The 21319-nt window shown below is 70.5% G+C and carries 14 protein-coding genes and 1 pseudogene; 7 read left to right on the top strand and 8 right to left on the bottom strand.

Annotated features, from left to right (window positions below):
• Both MXD61_RS07675 and MXD61_RS07680 read right to left on the bottom strand, forming a co-directional pair.
• Positions 1–1736, bottom strand: a 1736-nt coding sequence (locus MXD61_RS07675) for a tetratricopeptide repeat protein (protein WP_374628583.1), incomplete at its 3' end; no start/stop codon positions are given.
• A 27-nt stretch (positions 1737–1763) separates the two neighbouring features.
• A complete protein-coding gene (locus MXD61_RS07680; RefSeq protein WP_248812143.1) occupies positions 1764–2189 on the bottom strand; it encodes a hypothetical protein in 426 nt (141 codons plus the stop codon).
• Between the two features lie 662 nt (positions 2190–2851).
• Here MXD61_RS07680 and MXD61_RS07685 point away from each other — a divergent pair.
• Positions 2852–4174: a low temperature requirement protein A gene (locus MXD61_RS07685; RefSeq protein ID WP_248812144.1), complete on the top strand. Its 1323-nt coding sequence runs from the start codon at positions 2852–2854 to the stop codon at positions 4172–4174.
• 1 nt (position 4175) lies between these two features.
• On the opposite strand, the gene MXD61_RS07690 is transcribed toward MXD61_RS07685, so the two are convergent.
• Positions 4176–6806 carry a type ISP restriction/modification enzyme gene (locus MXD61_RS07690; protein ID WP_248812145.1) on the bottom strand — a complete coding sequence of 877 codons (2631 nt, stop codon included), beginning with the start codon at positions 6804–6806 and terminating at the stop codon, positions 4176–4178.
• Positions 6803–7807 carry a YafY family protein gene (locus tag MXD61_RS07695; protein WP_248812146.1) on the bottom strand — a complete coding sequence of 335 codons (1005 nt, stop codon included), beginning with the start codon at positions 7805–7807 and terminating at the stop codon, positions 6803–6805. Before MXD61_RS07695 ends, MXD61_RS07690 begins: the two co-directional genes overlap by 4 nt.
• A gap of 148 nt (positions 7808–7955) precedes the next feature.
• Between MXD61_RS07695 and MXD61_RS07700 the strand changes: the two genes are divergently transcribed.
• Positions 7956–8507, top strand: coding sequence for a DinB family protein (locus MXD61_RS07700; RefSeq protein ID WP_374628594.1), 552 nt, complete (start codon positions 7956–7958; stop codon positions 8505–8507).
• 37 nt (positions 8508–8544) lie between these two features.
• Positions 8545–8982 carry a VOC family protein gene (locus MXD61_RS07705; protein WP_248812148.1) on the top strand — a complete coding sequence of 146 codons (438 nt, stop codon included), beginning with the start codon at positions 8545–8547 and terminating at the stop codon, positions 8980–8982.
• Between the two features lie 57 nt (positions 8983–9039).
• Here MXD61_RS07705 and MXD61_RS07710 read toward each other — a convergent pair whose 3' ends face one another.
• Positions 9040–10212, bottom strand: coding sequence for an NADH:flavin oxidoreductase (locus MXD61_RS07710; RefSeq protein ID WP_248812149.1), 1173 nt, complete (start codon positions 10210–10212; stop codon positions 9040–9042).
• A 252-nt stretch (positions 10213–10464) separates the two neighbouring features.
• Between MXD61_RS07710 and MXD61_RS07715 the strand changes: the two genes are divergently transcribed.
• Together MXD61_RS07715 and MXD61_RS07720 are read left to right on the top strand one after the other, a co-directional pair.
• Entirely contained in the window at positions 10465–13962 is a 3498-nt protein-coding gene (locus MXD61_RS07715; protein WP_248812150.1) for an aminoglycoside phosphotransferase family protein, read from the top strand.
• A gap of 86 nt (positions 13963–14048) precedes the next feature.
• Positions 14049–15962, top strand: coding sequence for a class I adenylate-forming enzyme family protein (locus tag MXD61_RS07720; RefSeq protein WP_248812151.1), 1914 nt, complete (start codon positions 14049–14051; stop codon positions 15960–15962).
• A gap of 48 nt (positions 15963–16010) precedes the next feature.
• Here MXD61_RS07720 and MXD61_RS07725 read toward each other — a convergent pair.
• A pseudogene (locus tag MXD61_RS07725) lies at positions 16011–16643 on the bottom strand (polysaccharide deacetylase family protein); the annotation flags it as partial.
• Positions 16644–16824: 181 nt separating this feature from the next.
• On the opposite strand from MXD61_RS07725, the gene MXD61_RS07730 reads away from it, so the two are divergent.
• A complete protein-coding gene (locus tag MXD61_RS07730; RefSeq protein WP_248812152.1) occupies positions 16825–18156 on the top strand; it encodes a YncE family protein in 1332 nt (443 codons plus the stop codon).
• 432 nt (positions 18157–18588) lie between these two features.
• Here the strand turns inward: MXD61_RS07730 and hypB are convergent, their stop codons facing one another.
• Both hypB and MXD61_RS07740 read right to left on the bottom strand, forming a co-directional pair.
• Positions 18589–19272 carry a hydrogenase nickel incorporation protein HypB gene (gene hypB / locus MXD61_RS28750; protein ID WP_372512179.1) on the bottom strand — a complete coding sequence of 228 codons (684 nt, stop codon included), beginning with the start codon at positions 19270–19272 and terminating at the stop codon, positions 18589–18591.
• 373 nt (positions 19273–19645) lie between these two features.
• A complete protein-coding gene (locus tag MXD61_RS07740; protein ID WP_248812154.1) occupies positions 19646–20092 on the bottom strand; it encodes a hydrogenase maturation nickel metallochaperone HypA in 447 nt (148 codons plus the stop codon).
• A 240-nt stretch (positions 20093–20332) separates the two neighbouring features.
• On the opposite strand from MXD61_RS07740, the gene MXD61_RS07745 reads away from it, so the two are divergent.
• Positions 20333–21304: a hydrogenase gene (locus MXD61_RS07745; protein ID WP_248812155.1), complete on the top strand. Its 972-nt coding sequence runs from the start codon at positions 20333–20335 to the stop codon at positions 21302–21304.
• Positions 21305–21319 lie beyond the last annotated feature (15 nt).

The raw sequence follows: 21319 nt of genomic DNA on the forward strand, positions 1-21319 counted from the left end.
GCAGCCAACCGGCGGTAGATCTCCACCGCCTGCTCGGTCGCCGCCAGCGCCTCCTCCCGCCGACCCAACCCGGACAGCAGGGCACCGAGGTTGGTCAGGGATCGGGCGAGGTCGGGTTCGAAGGCGGCCGGGTTCGCCGCAGCCAACCGGCGACGGATCTCCACCGCCTGCTCGGTCGCCGCCAGCGCCTCCTCCCGCCGACCGGCATGGTCCAGGCGCCACGCAAGCCGCTCCCACAGACGGGCCCGCTCGGCGGGGTCGGAGGTCTCGTCGAGCCGGTGGGTATGCAGCCGTGCGGTGACAGCAGCCATACCCGCGTCCAGGTCAGCGCTGCGATGATCCGGGAACAGGGCTTCCACCGCGCCCAGAACACCAAGGTCGACGCCATCCCAGGACGCAAGCGCCGTCAATACGGTCCCACCCGCCGCCACTACCAGCCCAGGACTGTCCCGCAGGATCTCGTGAAGACGCTCCCCGACATGAGGCCAGCGTTTCGCCGTCTCCACCAGAACCGTCCACCCACGACCCGCCCACACCGGCACCGCCTCACCAACCGCAGGTGCCACCAACCCAGACACCGCCGACACCGTCCACGGATCACCGTCCTCATGGCCCACGGCTCCAGGCACGAGCAGGGCGAGGAAATCCTCTCCCAGCCGATCCGGATACAGCGGCTCCAACACCAGCGACCGATCCGACGGCGGATAACACACCGCATGATCAGACAGGATCTGCCCGGCCACCTCCGGCACCGACGCCAACCCCACCCGACCCAGCACCCCCACCGCATCCTCATACGGCAACGGCCGGGTCACCGTCGCCGTGAACACCACCCGGCCCAACACCTCCGGCACCGTGACCACCGGCCGCGCGCCCCGCTCATGCAACCGCCGCCAATGATCACGCTCTCGGCGCAGCAGATAACCCGACAACCCCGCCGGATCAGCCGGCACCCTGCCCCCGACACGCAGCGCGTCCACCGCGGCCAGCGCCGCCATATGCACCGTCAACACCAGCCGGTACGCATCACCGTCAAGCCCCACCGGTGGCCGAACCCCCGACCCGTCCACCCCCAGCAGCTCACCGAACCGCACTGCAGCGGCAGCGAACACCTCCTCCCGGCCCGCCAGCGAACCCGCGACCGGACCCAGCCGCTGCTCCGACACCGCCACATCCTGATCGTCGAGGCGGTGTGCCAGCGACTCCCACCAACCCTGCCCGCTGCGCGCCAGCAGCAGCACCCGCACCCGCCCACCGGCGGCCTGCACCCGCCGATCAGTCAGCAGCCTCAACAGCTCCGTCAGCGGCCACCGCTCGGCGTAGTCGACCACCACCAGCAGCCCATCACCACCCGGCAACCCGCCCCGACCCCCGGCAAGGGAGGGTGTCTCACGGGCCGTCCACACCGCCCAGCCCGCCGCCGCCGACTCCACCGCGAACCGCGCCGCCAACCGGCTCTTCCCCTGCCCCCCAGGACCCGCCACCAGCCGCACCGCCAGCCCCGCACCGTCCTCACGCCAACCCGCCAGCGCGGCACGTTCTGATTCCCGGCCCGCGAACGGCACCAGCCGATACCGCGCCGACAACAACCGGCTCGGCGCCGCCGACACCGCCGGCACCGGCGCCCTCAGCGGAAACGGCGCCAGCTCATAACCCGGCTCAGCGTCGAAGAAATACTGCTCCCGCGCCGTATAAAGATCACGGCCTGCGATGTTGATCGGACCGGTTGACTTCATCACACTGCCCCCGTCATCGACGTGTGATCAGTCGTCCGGGCGGTCCCGGTAGAACACCTGCGACCCCTGCCCCACCGCGTACACATCACGGCCCGCAATGTTGGTCTGCACCCACGACCGCTCCGCCGCCGGCAACGCCGCCCGCGTCTGCTCCACCCACCCCCGCAACTCCTCCGCCGCCTCCGGGAACTCCGCCAGCAAATCCGCCAACCGCACCCCCCACACCGCGGCCAGCCGCTCCCGCACCCGTTCCCGCTCCGCGCCCGACACCGCCTCCACCGCCGCCGCATCCTCGTCCAACCACTCCCCAGCCAACTCCTCCCTGCGCCGCCCCACCCGGGCGAACAGCCGCACCGCCCCCTCCCGCGCCGACGTCCACGCATCCGTCGCCGCCGCCGCCACCAACGCCCCACTCCCCGACGCCGCCAACGGCACAATCCACTCCGCCACCATCCGCCACCCCCCGCACTCGACCAACCGTCACATGGCGCCACAGATCTACCACATAACGAAGCGCGCAGGAACCACCGCAACGACCCCGTTCTCCTTCGGTCGTCCCTGTAGCCAACCGTGTAGCCAAGCCCGCGGACGCCCACGGACAACGACGACCAGCAGCGGAACGGCGCCCGCCCAGGCCCGGCCAATTGTGTGGACGAGCCCGGACACCGGCGGACGGACCGAACCGACTTTGCAAGGCAGGGGTCCGCGGGCCCCTCAGCCGTCAGGTGTAGCAACGGGTGTAGCAACATGCCCGGACGTCGACGGACGGTGGCGGACACCGGCGGAGCGTGGAAGCAGCGCGGGAGCCTGGGACGCCTGGCGCATTTCGTGCCTTCTAAGCACCAGGTCGCAGGCTCGATCCCTGCCGGGCGCACCAGTGCATCAGGCCCGCATCTGGATCGCGCTTCTGTGGATCAGAGCTCACGTGCACAGCATGCTCGCGGTGGAGCACCACCTCGATGCACGTGAAGTCGCTGCGGCACTCGAAGGGACCGACTGGCCTCGGTGTTCGGTTCGCGACTGTGAGTACATACTGCGGATCTGCTGCCGCTCCGTCCGGGGCGACCTGCGAACTGTTTCGGCCTGGGGGTGCGGTTGTCAGGTCCAATAGGCCCATGGCCGAGGGAACGGGAACGGGTAAGCGCGTCACCTGGGTTGAGCTGTACTTCGATCTGATCTTCGTGTTCGCTGTGGGGCAGAGCGCGCACATCATGGTGGCCGACCCGGACTGGAGTGGGTTCGGCCGTGCGCTGGGGCTGTTCATGCCGCTGTGGTGGGCCTGGATCGGGTTCGTGATCCTCTACAACCGGCACGGCGACGATCGTGCCGCCCAGCGGCTGTTCATGCTGGCCGGGACGTTGCCGTGCGCGGTGGCGGCAGTCGAGACCCATGCCGCCGCCGACGGTCATGCCACGGCGTTCATTCTCGCGCTCGCCGGGATCCGGCTCGTCCTGGCTGTGGGATTTCTGGTCATCGTCGGTCGGTCCAGCTGGGTGGCGCTGGGATACGGCCTGTCCACGGTGGCCTTCGCCGTGTCGGCTGTGGTGCCCGAGCCGTGGCGGATCGCGCTGTGGGTGTTCGCCCTTCTGCAGGAGGCCGCGCACCTGCTGCTGCGCGACGACGACCGGGGGCGCAGACGAGGTGGGAGCACCCGGGCGGCCCGCGGGCCATCCGCCGGGACGGACGGCGAGGTGGCTGGCGGTCCGGCGGGCGTGGCCGCGGGCAGGCCGGCGCGGGAACGTCCGGCTCGCCGCAGTCGGGCCGCGGCGGTGCGGGCCAGGTTCCGCCGTCCGGTCGATCCGGCGCGCCGGGTGGACGCCGCGCATCTGGCCGAACGCTTCGGCCTGATGATGATCATCCTGTTGGGTGAGGTGGTGATCGCCGTGGGTGAGCCGGCGGCCGAGGCGGCCGAGCACGACGCGCACTACTGGCTTGGGCTGCTGTCCGGGCTGATGCTCGCGGGCGCCCTGTGGTGGCTGTACTTCACCGCGGCGGCTCCCATCAACGAGGCGGTTCTGCGGGCTTCGGGTGGGCACCCGGCGATGGCCTACGGTCTGTACGCCGGTGGGCATCTGAGCTCGGCCTTCGCGCTGATCACCATGGCGGCCGGGGTGAGCCTGGCGCTGTCCGGCGAGGAGGAGCCCACCGGAGCGGCCTGGTTGCTCACCATCGGCCTGGCCGTCTACCTGGAGGGCACCCGCGGCCTGACCACCTGGAGGTCGTCGCGCCCGGGCAGGGTGCTGCACACCGTGGTCATCGGCGGGACGGTCTGTCTCGCCCTGCTGCGGCCCCTGATCTCCACCCTTGGCGTGCTGCTGGTCGCCACCGCCTGGGCGATCACCCTGGCGGCCTACGTGTCCTGGCGCGCTCCCGAACGTCTGCGCCAGGTGAACGACGGGCCCCGTGCCTTCCTCCACTCGTCCGCGGCGCGGGACTGAGCTACGTCTGATCCACAACACCTGGAAGGATGTCGAGGTCCGGGAGAGTCCGGATGATCTCCGTTGTTGTCAGGGAGACGGTCACGACGCGGGCCAGCAGGTCGATGATGTGGCGGGGGTTGCCGGCCTCGCGGGACCAGTCGTTCGGGTCGTTGACGATGCCGGAGTCCCGGTCGGTCCTCACCCGGTAGCGGTCGATCACCCATTCGATCGCCGAGCGCGACCCGAGCGGGTAGTCGTAGGCGTCCGACGGGATGCCGGTGAGCACGATCCGGTCGTTGTAGTGGATCGTCGCGCGGTCCTGTTTCGCTCCTGCGGCGCGCTGCTCGGCGGTCGGCCTGGCGAAGCGCATCTTCCGGTCGCTGACCGCGAAGAACGCGTACGGGTCGCCTGTCGGGCTCAGTGTCGCCAAGGGGGACGTCACGTTGCCGACCGTTGCCTGCAAGGGGTAAGGCGTGGCCGATTCGTAGCCCAGGTGCAGGTCGCTCAACCGCCGGCCGGCGTCGACGAAACCGTGGAAGTCCGCGGCGAACGGGATGCGCGGCAGCATCTTCTTCAGGTCCGCGGCGTGGGCCTCCCGGTAGGCCGGCGAGTGCAGCAGGCCGTAGACGTAGAAGAAGATGTCGTCCTTCGTGATCTCCTCGCCCGGGTACGCGGCCCGGAAACGGCCGAGCGCGCCATCGGTGATGTTGTCGATTCTCCGGTATCCGCCGACCTTCTCGTATCGCCAGCGTGCGAAGTACTGGCCGGTGTCGAGAACATGCAGGTCGGGGCGTCCCTGGACGGCCAGCAGGGAGAAGGGCGCGTGGGAGGAGACGCCGGTGAGGACGAAACCGTGATTGTGGTGGTCCGGGGTTGGGAACGTGCTCGCCACGACACCCGGGCGGTGAATCCACCGCTGGTCCGCGTACATCCACTGGGGACAGAACGGCCGATACGTGGCCCGGACCGGGGGTCGTTCGTCGTACGGGAGCGGAACGCGGCGCTTCGCCAGTGACCGAAGGGTCACCGTCCACTTGATCAATGATTCGTCGTTGGTCGCATGGCCGTCGAGAACTCCGGCGTATGTTTGCGTGGCGCGCCCCATCACGTCGCGAAGGCCCGCCGCCGACGAGCCGTAGACCCACACGTCACGGCCGGTCTCATAACCACGCCCGTGACGTTCGAAGATGCCGCCGCCGCCGAGCGCCAGGTATGCGAGGAAGGTGTCGCTGCGCTGGTTCAGCCAGTCTCCCTGACTGTTCGGCACGATGGCCGTCGAGGCGACCGTGAGGATGTCCTCGGCCGCCGCGACCCGGGCGAGTTTCGCCTCGCGGTCAAGATAGTCACCGACCCGCCCGTAGTGCACGGAGGCCGGCGGGACCCGCGTCCGATCCCTGACCAGGACGATCACGCAGATGCCCACCTGGCTGCCCGCACCGAAGATCTTGCCGCCTTCCCTGCGCCAGTCGCCTTTCTGGTCGCCGCCGAGGTCGAAGACGTGGATGGTCGTGAACTCGTCGGCGAGTGATTTCCTGAGGCCATCGGTGCTGTTCCCGTCCAGCAGGCCGTTCGGTGTCACGAAGGCGATGACTCCCCGGTCCCCGATCCGCAGCGAGGCCCATCTGATCGCGCGGATGTAGGAGTTGTAGAGGGAGTTCTTGTTGGTCGCGGTCGAGCGATCGGCATAGGTACGTCTGATCTCCTCGTCAAGGTCCGGGTATCTCTCGTTGGCGTTGTTGTCGTTGGCCGAGGTCTGGCCCACCGAGTAGGGCGGATTCCCGACGATGACGGTGATCGGCGGCGACGGAAGATGGCCAGGCTGCCAGGACCGGTGCCAGGGCTGGAAGGTGTCGGTGAGAACCAGGCCGGGAAAATGTTCCGGCCGGCCGGTGAGATCGGTGTAGGTGGTCTGGATGTTGACGCCGGCGATGTGGTGGGCGAGGAGCAGGATCTCGTTGCCGTGGAGTTCCCGGGCGTACTTGCGGGCGAGGTCCGCGGGCCTGATCAGACCGGACTGCAGGAGACGGACGAGGAACGTCCCCGTGCCGGCGAAACCGTCGAGGATGTGGACGCCCTCGTCGGTGAGGCCCTGGCCGAACTCCCGGCGGAGCACGGCGTCAGCGGAACGGAGGATGAAGTCGACGATCTCGATCGGGGTGTAGACGATGCCAAGCCGATCGGCGACCCGTCTGAACGCGACGGAGAAGAACTGGTCGTAGAGCTCGACGAGGATCCGCTGTCGCCCCTCGGCGTTGTCGACACCGCGCACCCGGCGCCGGACGGCGGCGTAGAACGACTCCAGCGTCTCGTTCTCGACTGCCGGGCCGTGTTCGTCTGACGGGCCGTGTTCGTCGAGTGTGGCCAGCATCCGTTCCATGGCCGCCGCCACCGGGTTGGTGGTCACGAGGTCGTAGCCGTCGAAGAGGGCTTCGAAGACGGGGCGGGTCACGAGATGCTGGGCCAGCGTGTCGATCGCCTCGTCGGCGGTGATGCTGTCGTTCAGGGTGCCGCGCAGGTCTGCGAGGAAGACCTCGAACTGCCGTGCGGGAGCCGACCGCGTCTGGGCGAGCAGGCCCCTGATGCGGGTCACGTGAGCCGCGGCGATCGCGGCGACGTCCCTGGCCCAGCCCTCCCAGCCGAGAGTTGTCACCGGTGCCCGGTCCGCTCCGGGAGGGTGGTCATCGAGGTGAGGCGGTGCGCCAGCTGGCGGGCGGCTTCGCGCAGTTCGGGGGGTTCGAGGATCTCGGCGTCGAAACCGAGGCCGGCGATGCGGGCGGCGAGCCAGGTCAGGTCATCGCCGCCGACCACCAGGACGCACCAGTCCTGCGCGTCGCCGGGGTCCTCCTCGATCCGTCCTACCTGGGGTGGGACGAGGGCGCGGACCTGGTCGGGCTGGGCGCGCAGGCGGACGCGGGCCCGGTGCCGGTAGGGGGCCTCGGTGACGGCGCGTTGGACGTGGGCGACCGGGTCGGGGTGTTCACGGGGGCGGAAACGCCAGGTCGTCGCGGTCACCTGGTCCATCCGGTCCAGGCGGAAGGTGCGCCAGTCGGCGCGGTCGACGTCCCAGGCCATCAGGTACCAGCGGCGGCTGGTGGCGACCATCCGGACCGGCTCGACGGTGCGTTCGGGCAGGTCACCGCCACCGCCGACGCCACCGCCGCGGCCGGTGTAGTGGAAGCGGACGCGGACCGCGTCGCGGCAGGCGCGGGCGAGGGTGAGCAGGACGTCCGCGTCGATCTCGATGCCGGGGCCGAGCAGGGTGTCGGTGGCGCCGTGCACGGCGCGCACCTCGGCGCGCAGGCGCGGGGGCATCACCTGGTCGAGTTTCGCGAGTACCCGCAGGGCCGACTCCCCCGCGCCGGCGACCGTGCCACCGGCGGCCAGGCGCAGCGACACGGCGGTCGCGATCGCCTCGTCGTCGTCGAGCAGCAGCGGTGGCAGTCGGGTGCCGGCGCCGAGCTGGTAGCCGCCGCCGACCCCGGAGTGCGCGTGCACGGGGTAGCCGAGGGCGCGCAGACGTTCGATGTCGCGGCGCACCGAGCGGTCGGTGACGGCGAGTTCGGTGGCGAGTTCCGACGCGGTCCAGGATGGCCGGCGCTGCAGCAGGGCCAGCAGCCGCAGCACCCGCTCGGTGGTCGTCTCAGCGGACACGTTCCCATCCTGACACCGATCGCGGACCGAACCTGTCCGCGATCGGCGCGACGATGCCCTCATGACTTCGAACACGACGACCACCCAGCCCGCCACCACCCAGCCCGCCACCACCCGGCCCGCCACCGCCCAGCCCGCCACGGCCGGGCTGGCGCTCAACTCGTTGCTGCGTTCTCAGGTCGACGAGCACTGGAACGAGCAGCTACGCCCGCGGTTGGCCGGGCTCAGCGATGACGAGTACTTCTGGGAGCCGGCGGCGGACTGCTGGAACGTGCGTCCGCGGGGCAGCGGCACCGCGCCGGTGCAGGGCGGTTCCGGTGCGATGACCATCGACTTCGCCATGCCGGCTCCGGAACCGGCACCGGCACCGGTCACCACGATCGCCTGGCGCCTCGGCCATGTCATCGTCGGTGTGCTCGCGATGCGCAACGCCGCCCACTTCGGACGGACCCCCACCGACTACCTGTCCTTCGAGTACGCGCCGGACGCGGCCACCGCCCTGGCGCAGCTCGACGCCGAGTACACCACCTGGCTGGCCGGGGTGACGGCCCTCGGTGAGGCGGGCCTGGCCCGGCCCTGTGGCCCGGCCGAGGGTCCGTTCGCCGACCTGCCGATGGCGGCGCTGGTCCTGCACATCCACCGCGAACTGATCCATCATCTCGCCGAGGTGTGTCTGCTACGCGACCTGAACCGGTCCTGACGCCCCGCTCGGCCACGAACACGGAGGACGCCCGATCATGGCTCGCGACATCCAGATCACCTTCGACAGCGCGGACCCGGCGAAGCTGGCCGCCTTCTGGGCCGAGGCGCTCGGCTACCAGGAGCAGGAGCCGCCGCGGGGCTTCGCGACCTGGGAGCAGGCGCTGGCCGCGTTCGGCGTGCCACCCGAGCGGCGCAACGACGCCTCGGCCCTGCTCGACCCCGAAGGGCACGGGCCGCGGCTGTTCTTCCAGCGGGTCCCCGAGGGCAAGCAGGCCAAGAACCGCGTGCATCTGGACGTCCGGGCCGCGCCTGGCCTCAGCGGCGACGCCCGGATGGCCGTGCTGGAGACCGAAGCCGAACGGCTCGTCGCCCTCGGTGCCACCCGGTCCTCCCGGCTCGAACCCGCACCCCCGATGGTCGCCGGGCACATCGTCATGCTCGATCCCGAAGGCAACGAGTTCTGCCTCGACTGACCGCGGCCACACCCCAGCGCCGGGCCGCCGCCGCGCCGCGTCTCGTCTCGTCTCGTCTTAGGCGAAGCGGGCCTCGTCCCCCTTGCTGTACGGGTGGATGGCGGCCAGGTCGCCGGTGCGGACCTTGGTCGGCCACGCCGGGTCGGACAGCAGCACCCGGCCGAGGCCGACCAGGTCGAACTCGCCCCGCTCGAACAGGTCCACCAGCGGCGCGAGGCGCAGCGGCGCGGATGCCTCGCCGTCACCGCCGAACGCCGTGGCGACCCCGACGGAGCCGATCGTGATGGTCGGCAGCGCGGTGAGGTGCTTCGTCCAACCGGCGAGTGTGCGAGGCGAGTCGTCGAAGGCGGGCAGCCAGTAGCGGCGGGTGGACACGTGCAGCGCGCTGGCGCCGGCCTCGACGATCGGGGCGAGCAGCCCTTCGAGGTCGGCCGGCGAGTCGGCGACCTGGGCGTCGAAGGCCCCGCCCTTCCACTGGGAGAAACGGTAGATCACCGGGAAGTCGGGGCCCACCGCCGCGCGGATCGCCGCGACCACCTCGGCGCCGAGCCGGGCCCGACCGGCCAGGCCCGCGCCGTAACCGTCGGTGCGCCGGTTGGTACGCGACCAGAAGAACTGGTCGAGCAGATAGCCGTGGGCCCCGTGCACCTCGACACCGTCGAACCCGACGGCCCGGGCGTCCGCCGCGGCGCGGGCGAAGGAGGTCACCACCGCGTCGAGGTCGGCGATGGTCGCGGGCGTGCCGATCGTCGTGCCATCGGCGCGCACCCCTGACGGGCTGAGTACCGGTGCCTGCGGCCGCGGCGGCGCCCCCGGCTCCCGGGCCGCGCCCAGATGCCACAGCTGCGGCACGATCCGCCCGCCGGCCCCGTGCACCGCCTCGACCACCCGCCGCCACCCGGCGAGCGCGTCCTCGCCGTGGAAACGCGGCACCCGGTCACTGGAACCGGACGAGGGATGATCGACGTAGGTGCCCTCGGTGACGATCAGCCCGGCGTGCGCGGCCCGTCGGGCGTAGTACGCCGCGACGTCGTCGCCGGGCACACCACCCGGTGAGGCCTGGCGGGTCATCGGCGCCATCACGAACCGGTTGGCGAGTTCCACCCCGGCAAGCGTGAACGGGGTGAACAGTGGCGCCACCTCGGCCCCGTCCAGCAGATCGGACTGATCCGCGCGGGGCGAGGGCACTGCGGCTGCGGTGGTGGCGGCGGGGCGCGGAGACACGGTCACCCCTGGTTCAATCCACGTCGCCCTGCCGCTGTTCCCCCGCCGCCACAGTTGGCCCGCTCCACCGAGCGAGATATCGCTCACCTGCGCCGATGCTGTTCGGCGCAGGAAACTGCGATGCATCCCGCTAAATCGGCCGACACGGGGACCACCGACGTGATTGCATCGTGCGGCGTCGAAACGGTGCGACGATCGGAGGTGTACGTGGCGCCAACACCACGGTTTCGTCGAGTTGCCGCACTTCAGCGGCGATTCGTGGACCGTGAACCAGTCCTGGCGGCCTTCTGGGATGAACTCGCCCTGGCGGGTGAGGGTCCGCGAGTTCTCAATGTGACCGGGGTAGGCGGCATCGGCAAGTCCCGGCTGACCCGCGAGCTGAGGGACAGTGCGGCGGCCCACTATCGAACGGCGTCGCTCGATCTTCAGGTTCATGCCTCCCGCCAGCAGGAAGACGCCCTGGCGATGATGCGTAACGAGCTCGGCGCTCAGGGTGTTTCCTTTGATCGGTTCGACATCGCCTACGCCGTGCTCTGGCAGCGTCTGCATCCGCACCTGCGGCTGAGACGGTCGGAACTGGCCTTCGTCGACGAAAGTTCCATTCTCACCGACATCGTCGACGGTATGGCCGGGATTCCGGTCTTCGGAACGGCCCGTGGGCTGGTCAGACTCCTGGACCGCGGCGGGTCCGACCTGGTTCGGCGCCGACGGGTACGCCGCGATCCGACCCTGGCGACACTCGACGACCTACCCAACAGCGAACTCGCGGACGCAGTCACCTACCTGTTCGCCGAGGATCTGCGGGCCGCGAGCGTCAGCCGTCAGTACGTGATCCTCGTTGACACCCATGAGGCGCTCGTGCCGAACCCTCTCCGGGCCGGACGAGCGCAGCTCGCTGACGCCTGGTTGCGAGATCTGGTCGCCCAGCTCGACCGAGGACTGGTCGTCATCGCCGGCCGAGAGCCGCTGCACTGGGAACGAACCGATCCTGAATGGGACGGCCTCATTCGGGTCTGCGCCTTGGATGGTCTTCCCTGGCAGGCCCGTCTCGACCTGCTTGAAGGCGGCGGAGTCACCGACTCAGCCCAACGTCACGCGGTCGCCGAGGCCAGTGCCGGTCTACCGTTCTACCTGAACCTCGCGGTCGACACCCACCTGCAGAGCAATGGCCAGATCAGTGGGGTTCTTGTCTCGCCAGAGGAGATCCTCGCGCGTTTCCTGCAGCACGTCGCGTCCGAGGAAATTCGGTCGCTTGAGGTGCTGAGCCCGACCCGGCTGTTCGACTACGACGTGTTCCGCGCCCTGGCCACCGCGTTCCACCTGCCCGAACACCGCATCGCTTGGGAGTCGTTGACGGCTTATTCCTTTGTCTACCCGGCGGACGCCCACGCCGCAGGTCCGGCACTGCGCTTCCACCAGTTGATGGCCGCGGCCCTGCGAGAACGACTGTCCCCGGAAAGCACCGCCGAGATCCATGCGAAGCTGCGCGTGCTCTGGGAGGACCGCGCAACGCGCGCGACCGGACAGGACAGCGGCGCCCGTTCGGCACGGGCGCTGCGCGAGGCGATTTACCACGCCCTGCGCTGTGGGCAGGCGGACGCCACATCCGTGCTGGACTTCGCCGATCGCGCTGTTCGCTGTGGCGGCCACAGCGCCGCCCGAGGCATCAGTGACGATCTTCGCACACTCCTGGAGAGCCAACCCGCGCATGCTGACCTGCACAGGGCACTGCGTTGCCTGGACGCGGAGGCCGCCGTCCGGCTGGGCGACGCAGCCGAGGTCGCAGCGCTCGCCCCCGCACCGGAGCACGCGCAGGAACCCGGCCTCGGCATTGACCTGGGGACCCCTGCCGGCGCACGTCTGGCAGTGGCAGTGGGAAACGGCCGGCGAATCGGCGGCGAGACCACCGCCGCGCTGACTATCTTCACCCATGTGTGGGACCACGCCATAGGTCCGCCGCAGCTGGCCGCGGGCCTGTGGGCGGCGGACCTGCACATGGCCCAAGGCCGGTTCCGCGACGCCGAGACGCTGACCGTCGCCCTCGATGACGCCGGTGCGACCGCCGCATCACGGTCCCGTCCCACCAGCGTCGAACAGGCCGAGTTCCGGGCGGACGTGGCCCGACTACGTCATCTGGCGCACCGGTTCGCCTTCGACTTCACCGCGGCCGCCCGTCATCTCGAGGAGGCCGCCGCCTGGTACGCCCAGGCGGGCAGCGTCCTGGGCTCGGCCAACATCCAGACGAACCGGGCCGAGTTGCTCGCCCTGACCCATCCGGCGCAGGCGATCGTCGAGGCCGGCCGGGCGATCGAGATCCAACGTGAGATCGGCGCCCGCCATGAGCTCGGCAAGGCTTACACGGCGCTTGCTGTCGGACAGCTCAGATGCGGTCAGCTGGACGAGGCCGAGGGCTCGCTGCACGCGGCGCGCGACACCCTGGAGGCTGTCGGCTACCGGTCCGGTCGGGCCAGAGCCGAGTTCTACCAGGCCGTCCTGCACGCACGCCAAGGCCGCATGGACGAGGCGATCGACGCCCTGTGCTGGACAGTCGAAGAGCTGGAAGCCGCAGACGTGTATCCGACGATCATTCTGTGTGCGGCCCAGGTGCTGGACGCCCTCGGCATCTACCAGGAGGCCATCAGCGCCGCGGCCGGCAGAGCTCGAACGCGGATCCAGCCATACGGCACAGTGGCCGATCTGGAGAGCCGGATCGAGCGCTTCGTCGGCGAACTGCTCGATGGGCAGGTGTGGCGTCCCGAGGACCTGCATCGACGAGCGGTGGGACGCCTCGACGGCGCGGCGGGCTTCTACAACCGCAATGTCCGGCTGGACACCCCGAGTGGGGATGTCGTCGTCCGCATCCCGATCGCGGGCAGCGACATGATGGATCTGATGATCTGGCCGGAGGCGGACATTCTGCGGGCCATCCGCGGGACCGTCACGCACGCACCACGACTGCTGTACGCCAGCACACAGCCCCGCTACCAGATCGCTGACTTCCTTGTCGGTGACCTGCTCGACCACACCGCCCCACGCGACACGCGAGTACCAGCACATGTCCTCGCCGACGTGGCCGACCTGGTCAGCCAACTGGGAAGCATCACGATCGATCGGATACCGCCGCTACCGCCGGGCTGGCCGGAAGACGGCCGGACCACGGACTTCGCCCGTCGCCTGTCCGCGGTGACGGCCGGCGTTCACGCCCGGTTCCGCCCCGAGTTCGGTGCGCTGTACGTGGCGTTCGGCATCCCCGACGACGCTCTGCACGAGATAGAGAACCGGTGGGACACCTTGCACTCCCGACCCTTCCGACTCCTGCACACCGACCTGCATCGCAAGAACATCATCGTCGCCGACGGCCAGGCGTTCTTCCTCGACTGGGAGCTTGCGCTCTGGGGCGATCCAGTCTACGAACTCGCGGTCCATCTGCACAAGATGGCGTATCAGCCCGATGAGGCAGAAACCGTCACCGCCCAGTGGGCCAGGGCCGTCACCGGCCCGGCGGCCGCGGGATGGCAGGCCGACCTTGCCACCTACCTGGCCCATGAGCGAATCAAATCCGCCATCGTGGACACCGTCCGTTACACCAAGATCCTGACCGACGGGAACCTGACCGCCGAGGCCGCCGACGCGTTGCTCGACAAACTGGTCGGCAAACTTACTGCCGCGCACACCATTCTTGGAACGTCGCTGAGCATCGACCGGGCAGGCGCTGACACGCTGATCCGACAGTGGGCGGCCGGCCGGCGTCGGTAGCGCGTCCTGGCCGGACGCGGTAGATCACAGGAGGCTCGCACGTCCGGCCACGCCGTGCACCGTTGCGTTCGGAGGAGACGAGAACGATGACGTCGTCACAGGATGTCCCGGTCAGCCTGACGGTCGGCGCGCTGGTGCAACGGGCGGCGCGGGAGTTCGGCGCGTCCGACTACGTGGTGACCCTGACCGAGCGGCTGACGGTCGCCGAGGCGGAGCAGCGGTCGGCCGTCGTCGCCCGCCGGCTGCTCCATGGCGGCGTCGGGAAGGGCACCCGGGTGGGGCTGTTCTTCCCGAGCGGGCCCGAATGGACGCTGTGGTGGCTCGCGGTGAGCCGGATCGGGGCGATCGCCGTCCCGCTCAGCACCCTGCTGGCACCGGCCGAGATCGCCCGCATCGTGCGCCTGGCGGACGTCGCGGTGCTGGCCGCGCCGCGCACGGTGCTGCGCATCGACGTCGCCGAACGCTTCAAGGCCGCCTTCGCGGACCTCACCACACCAGCGGACCAGCCGGCGGACCACCTCGAGCTGGCTTCGGCGCCGTACCTGCGCCGCGTGATCCTGACCGCACCACCGGACCAGACCGAGCGAGCCGTCCCCGCCACATCGCCCGCACCAGCCACCTCAGCCGCACCAGTCACATGGCCCAGTTGGGCTATGCGGTGGGACGCCGAGCCCTGGGCTGACGCCGACCCTGAGGCGAGCGAGAGGTCGGGGACGAACGAGGGGCCGGGGGCGGCGCCGATGGTGCGGGCCGAGACGCTGGCCGCGGTGGAGGACGAGGTGAGCCCGGCCGACCTCGCCATCATGATTCACACGTCGGGGTCGACGGCCGAGCCCAAGGGCGTGCTGCACACGCACGGCACGCTGGTCCGGCAGACGTCCACCTGGGCCATGGTCATCCGCGGTCTCACCGGGGTCGAGCGGGCGCCGCGGGTGCTGTGCGCCATGCCGTTCTTCTGGATCGGCGGCATCCTCGCGGCGACCGGCGCGCTGCACGAACCCGTCACCCTGCTGGTGCAGGCGAAGCTGGACGCGGGACCCGCGCTGGAACTCGCCGAGCGGGAGCGGGCGAACGGCGTCGTCGGCTGGCCGGCGTTCACCCAGGCGCTGCGGCTGCACCCGAGCTTCCCCGACCGCGACCTGCGCAGCGCCCCGATGCTGTACGACGGCCCGGTGGACCTGGCGATGACCGGTGTCCCGGACGGCCATCCGATCCACCGCAGTCTCACCGAGTCCGCCGGCAGCTTCGCGTACACCGAGACGGCGATCATCGACGCCGCCGGCCAGCCGGTGCCCGAGGGGACCATCGGTGAACTGCTCATCCGCGGCCCGGGTTCGATGGCCGGTTACAACAAGCGGGAACGGTCCGATGTCTTCGACGCCGACGGCTGGTACCACACCGGCGACCGTGTCTACCGCCGCGCCGGCGACCCCCGACTGTTCTACGTCGGCCGCGACAGCGAGATGATCAAAGTGGCCGGGGCGAACGTGTCGCCGCGGGAGGTCGAGGCCGTCCTCGAGGAGTTTCCCGAGGTGGCGCACTGTGTCGTCACCGGCGTCGCGCATCCGACCCGCGGTGAGGAGGTGTGCGTCGTCCTCGTCCCGGCCGCCGCCGCTGCCGCCGCCGCTGACGCGGGCGTCCCGCTGGACACCCGGTCCCTCGCCGGACGGGCCCGGGGGCTGCTTTCCAGTTACAAGGTCCCGACCCGCTGGATCATCGCCACGGCGGACGAGGTGCCTTCCCTTCCCAGCGGCAAACCGGACCGCCGCGGCCTGCGCGCCCGCGTCGAACGCGGCCATCTGACGCCGAGCACCCCTACCGGGACGTCAGGTGGTCAGCAGGTCGTGGACGGTGACCGGGGTGAGGCCGGCGGTGCGCAGGAGGGTCGCGATCCGGGGGAAGGCTGCGACCGTGCCGGGGTAGCCGAAGTGCAGGCTCACGATGGAACCTGGCCGCAGGCCGGCGCGGACCCGGGCGACCACCGCGTCGGCACCGGGTGAGGTGTAGTCCAGCGGGTCGACGTCGAAGTCGACCACCGTGCGGTAGCCGGCGGCACCGGCCTCGGTGAGGATCAGCGGGCTGGCCGTGCTGGTGCCGGACGGGCGGAAGTACCGACCCTGGGTCGGTGTCAGCCGGGCGAGGACGTCCCGGCAGCCGGCGATCTCGGCCGCGACCTGGCCTGCGGGCAGCGCGGTCAGGGTCGGATGGGTGTAGGTGTGGTTGGCCACCTCGTTGCCGGCGGCGAGGATCGGCGGGATGAGGTCCTGGTGCGCGTCCAACCACTGGCCGACGGCGAACACGGTGATCGGCACGCCGAGGTCCGCGGCCTCGCCGAGCAGCTGGCGGGCGAGCACCGGGTCCTGGCCGGTCTCGTGCGGGCCGAGGTGAAAGGTGAGCGCCACCCGTGGACGGTCACGCGGACCGTTCGCGACCGCCGTGGCCGGACCACCCGGCACCAGATCCGGGCCGGGCGGTGGTGCGGACGCGGCGACGCTCCCGGGAGTGGCCGGCGCTGTGGCTGTGGCCGGCGCGCGTAGCGGTCGCGGCGTGGAACCGGCGCCGGCCGCACCGGCCGAACCGTCGGGCGAGGCCGAACCGGAGCAGGCGGCGAGCCCCGCGGCGGCCGCCGCCGCGGAGCCGGCGGCCAGCAGTCGACGCCGGGATGGGCCGTTTCCTTCCATATCCGGCACGGTGAACCGCTGCGATGTCACTGAAAGCCCCCCTCACCTGGCACCGATCGACGGCACCACCCAACGCGACACGACGGACCACAGTGAGCCGGCGACCACAACGTCGCGGATTCCCCTCACTCACCCGGGTGCCGCTAGCATCCGAGCGATGACCCATGGCTAGTCTGTCGCCGTGCCAGCCAAGGATTCGCCCCACTCCCACCGGTCGGCCAGGCAGCCCCGGCAGCGCGTGTTGGGCGCCGCGATCATCGCGGTTCTGCTGATCGCCGCAGGGGTAATCTACGTCGCCACCGGAAACGATCACGAGCCGAGTGCGGTGGCGTCGTCCACCAGCGCCCACCCGCACGATCATCATGGCGACCCGGCCGGCACCCCGGCGGCGAGCGCCCCCGCGGGGGGCTCGGCAGCGGTGGCGGCGGGTGGCGCGGGTGGGGTCGACGTCTACGCGCACGCGCGGGCCGGGATGCTCAGCCCGGTCGTCCGCAATGATCCGGCGTACGTCTACGTTCCGAACCTGGCCGACGGCACCGTCAGCGTCATCGACCAGAAGACGATGAGGATCATCGACACCTTCGCCACCGGACGGCAACCGCAGCACGTCGTACCGTCCTGGGACCTGCGCACCCTGTGGGTGAACAACAACGCCGGCAACAGCCTGTCACCGATCGACCCGAGCACCGGGCGGCTCGCCGGCCCGGCGGTCCCGGTCGCGGACCCGTACAACCTGTACTTCACGCCCGATGGCAGGTACGCGATGGTCATCGCCGAGGCCAACCATGACATCGACTTCCGCGACCCACACACCATGGAACTGCGCCACAGCCTCGACGTCGGCACCGAATGCGCGGGTGTCAACCATGTCGACTTCGCCCCGGACGGCAGCTACGCCATCGCCACCTGCGAGTTCGCCGGACGGCTCGTCAAGGTGGACCTCGTCCACCAGACGGTCGTGGGTTATCTGGATCTGGGCCGCCAGGCCGCGCCGCAGGACATCAAGATCGACCCGGCGGGCCGGGTCTGGTATGTCGCCGACATGAACGCCGACGGAGTCCACCTGATCGACGGCGACACGTTCACCAAGATCGGATTTGTGCACACCGGACCGGAGACCCACGGGCTCTATCCGAGCCGGGACGGGCGTTTCCTGTACGTGGCCAATCGCGGCGGCCAGATGGAAAGCATGAGCGTGCCGTTCCCACATGCCGGCCAGAACGGTTCGGTCTCGGTCATCTCGTTCGCCACCCGGGCGGTCGTGGCGAACTGGCCGATTCCCGGCGGTGGCACACCGGACATGGGCAACGTGAACGCGGACGGCACCCGGTTGTGGCTGTCCGGTCGGCGTAGCAACGAGGTCTACGTCTTCGACACCGGTGGCACCGGCGGTTCCGATCCGTCCGCCGGCCGGCTGCTGACCAGGATCCCGGTCGGCCATGAGCCGCACGGGCTGACCGTCTGGCCGCAGCCGGGCCGCTATTCCCTGGGCCACACCGGCATCATGCGCTGAACGGCCCGAATCCCAGCGGAGAGCCGGTCGACCGGTTGACTGGTCCTGGCGAGGTTGGTGATCCCTACCCACCTCACCCGCCAGGACCTCTCAGCCGAACCGGTCAGGGGTGCAGGATGCAGGGGTGGCTCGGCGGGTACGGCGCATTCGGATTACAGGGCGGCGGGCAGCCAGCCCCAGCCGTGAGAAATCCGAAGGCGGCCGCCGTAGCGACCGCCGCCAGGGCCCGTCGCCGTCGCATGGACCGCGGTCTTTTCGGGGTATAGCTGGGTGGGCGCATGACGTAAGCCTCTCCGAACGTTTCACCATCCCGATCGAAGCTTTTTATAGCGGACGGATCACCACAAGCAAAACCGGCACGCCGAACACGGCCCGCTTATCTGATAATAGCAATACGCCCGACCTCGACCAGACCGGTCCGTGTCCGGTGAATCAGGCTGGACGCCCCAGCCACTCGCACCAGGCGTCGACCCCGGTTCCCGTGCGCGCGCTGATCTCGAGCACCTCGACGCCCGGACGGACCATCTCGAGGTTACGCCGAAATGCCGCCAGATCGAAGTCGAGATGCGGCAACAGGTCGGTCTTGTTGACCAGCACGAGATCCGTTGACCGGAACATCACCGGGTATTTGAGTGGTTTCTCCTCGCCCTCGGTCACCGCGTACACCATCGCCCGACGATGCTCGCCGACCGTGAACTCGGCGGGACACACCAGATTCCCGACGTTCTCCACAATGACCAGATCGAGCTCGGCCAGCGGCAGTCGGGGCAGTGCCGAGGCGACCATCGGCGCGTCCAGGTGGCATTCCCCGCCGAACCCGTCGCCGGTGTTGATCAGGGCGATCGACGCGCCGAATCCGGTGAGGCGGTCCGCGTCGATGCTGGTCTCGATGTCGCCTTCGATGATTCCGATCCGCCGGTGCGCGGCGAGCCGGCGCAGCGTCTCGACGAGCAGTGTCGTCTTGCCCGCCCCCGGCGCCGACATCAGGTTCACCACCGCCGCGCCGGCCGCGTCGAACGCCGCCCGGTTCGCCGCCGCCGCCCGCTCGTTCTCCCCGAGGATCCGTTCCATCACCTCGACGCGTTCGGACGCACTGTCATAACCCGACAGATCCATACCGGCGAGCTCGGCCCGTCCGCCCTCGACCGAGGGCCGCCCGGCTCCCGGCTCATCGCCGTGGCGGTGCGGAGCCTGCCTCGTGTCGTGGGAATGGCCGCCGCCGTGCGGCGGACGGCTGCCCTGCGTGGGAGCGGCGCCCTGCGTGGGAGCGGCGCCCTGCGTGGGAGCGGCGCCCTGCGTGGAACTCGTGCCCTGCGGCGGACGGGTGCCCTGCGGGGGGCGTCCGCCCTGGGCGGGGGGTGGCTGGTCGGACGGGCGGGGGCGGCCCGCCCCGGTGGGGGGATGCGGCGGGACGACCCGGGGGGGCGCGGCCCGTCGGCTGGGGCGGTGGGGGAAGGAGCCGGGGGGATGGGGGTGGAAACGGCCCACGTCAGACCTCCGCCGGCGCGTTCGGCGCCGGTTCGCTGGGCGTCGGCGCACTCGGCACATGTTCGCCGGATGCCAGGTCGGTTGATGCCAGATCGGTCGGTGCCAGCTCGAAGGAGGTGACGAGAAACTCCTCGCCGCAGGTCAGGTCGAGGTGGCCGGCGTCGGCGCCGCAGGTGGCGCAGGCGACGAACGGCCGCACCAGCACGCCGTGCGCCCCGCAGGCCCGACAGCTCACCCGGGCGGGCACGTGATCGACCTCGAGGACCGATCCGGCCAGCACCGCGCCGTCCGGATGGCTCGCCCAGGCCCACTCCCAGCAGGCGATCAGCGTGTCCGGGACGACCTGGCGCAGCGCGCCGACCCGCAACCGGACCACGCTCACCCGCCGTCCGCCGGCGTGGCGGGCGACGATGTCGGCGACGGACCGGCAGATCGACAGCTCGTGCACGTCCCGCCTCCCGTCGGCTCCGTTGCCGGGCGTCCCGCGAGAGCGCGGCGGCGCTGGCCGGTACGGCACCGACCGGACTCCACTCTCACCGTTCGGGCGCCGGTCGCCAAACGTCACCCCGCATAGGTGGCAGCGTCCGCACACGACCTATCTGCGGGTCCGCCGCGGACGCATACCGTCGCCGTGCCGATGCCAGCAGGCACCTCGGCAGCTTGGTCGGGCCGGGAGGAAGGACCGCCGATGTCATCCGTGCTCTGGTTCCAGGGCGGGGCGTGCAGCGGTAACACCATGTCGTTCCTCAACGCCGAGGAACCCACCGTCATCGACCTGATCACCGATTTCGGGCTGGACCTCGTCTGGCATCCGTCGCTGGGGCTCGAGACCGGCGCGACGGCCCGGTCGCTGTTCTGGGACTGCGCCCGCGGGGAACGTCCCGTCGACATCTTCGTGTTCGAGGGGTCGGTCATCCGCGGTCCGGGCGGACGTGGCACCTACGACGTGTTCGCCGACCGGCCGATGCAGGACTGGGTGCGCGATCTGGCCGCCCAGGCGCAGGTCGTGGTCGCGGTCGGGGACTGCGCGAGCTTCGGCGGACTACCGGCCACCGCGCCGAACCCGACCGACTCCACCGGTCTGCAGTTCCACCGCCGTGACCCCGGCGGCTTCCTCGGCGCCGACTTCCGGTCGCGGGCCGGGCTGCCGGTGGTGAACATCGCCGGCTGCCCGGCGCATCCGGACTGGATCACCCAGATCCTGGTCGCGCTGGCCACCGGCCGGGCCGCCGACATCAGACTCGACGACCTGCACCGGCCGCAGACGTTCTTCACGTCGTTCACCCATTCCGGTTGCACCCGCAACGGGTACTTCGAGTACAAGCAGTCGACGGTCGCCTTCGGCGAGGGCACCCGCCAGGGCTGCCTGTTCTACGAGTTCGGCTGCCGCGGTCCGATGACCCACTCCCCCTGCAACCGCATCCTGTGGAACCGGCAGTCGTCGAAGACCCGGGCCGGGATGCCGTGCATCGGCTGCACCGAACCCGAGTTCCCGTTCTTCGATCTCGCGCCCGGCACGGTGTTCCGTACACAGAAGGTCGCCGGTGTCATCCCGCGGGAGGTTCCCGAGGGGGCCGGTCACCTGAGCTACCTGGGTCAGGCCGCCGCCGCCCGGATCGGCGCCCCGTCCTGGTCGAAGAAGGACATGTTCGTCGTCTGATCCGGCCAGCCCCGC

Source organism: Frankia sp. AgPm24, assembly GCF_023243055.1.
GTDB lineage: Bacteria > Actinomycetota > Actinomycetes > Frankiales > Frankiaceae > Frankia > Frankia umida.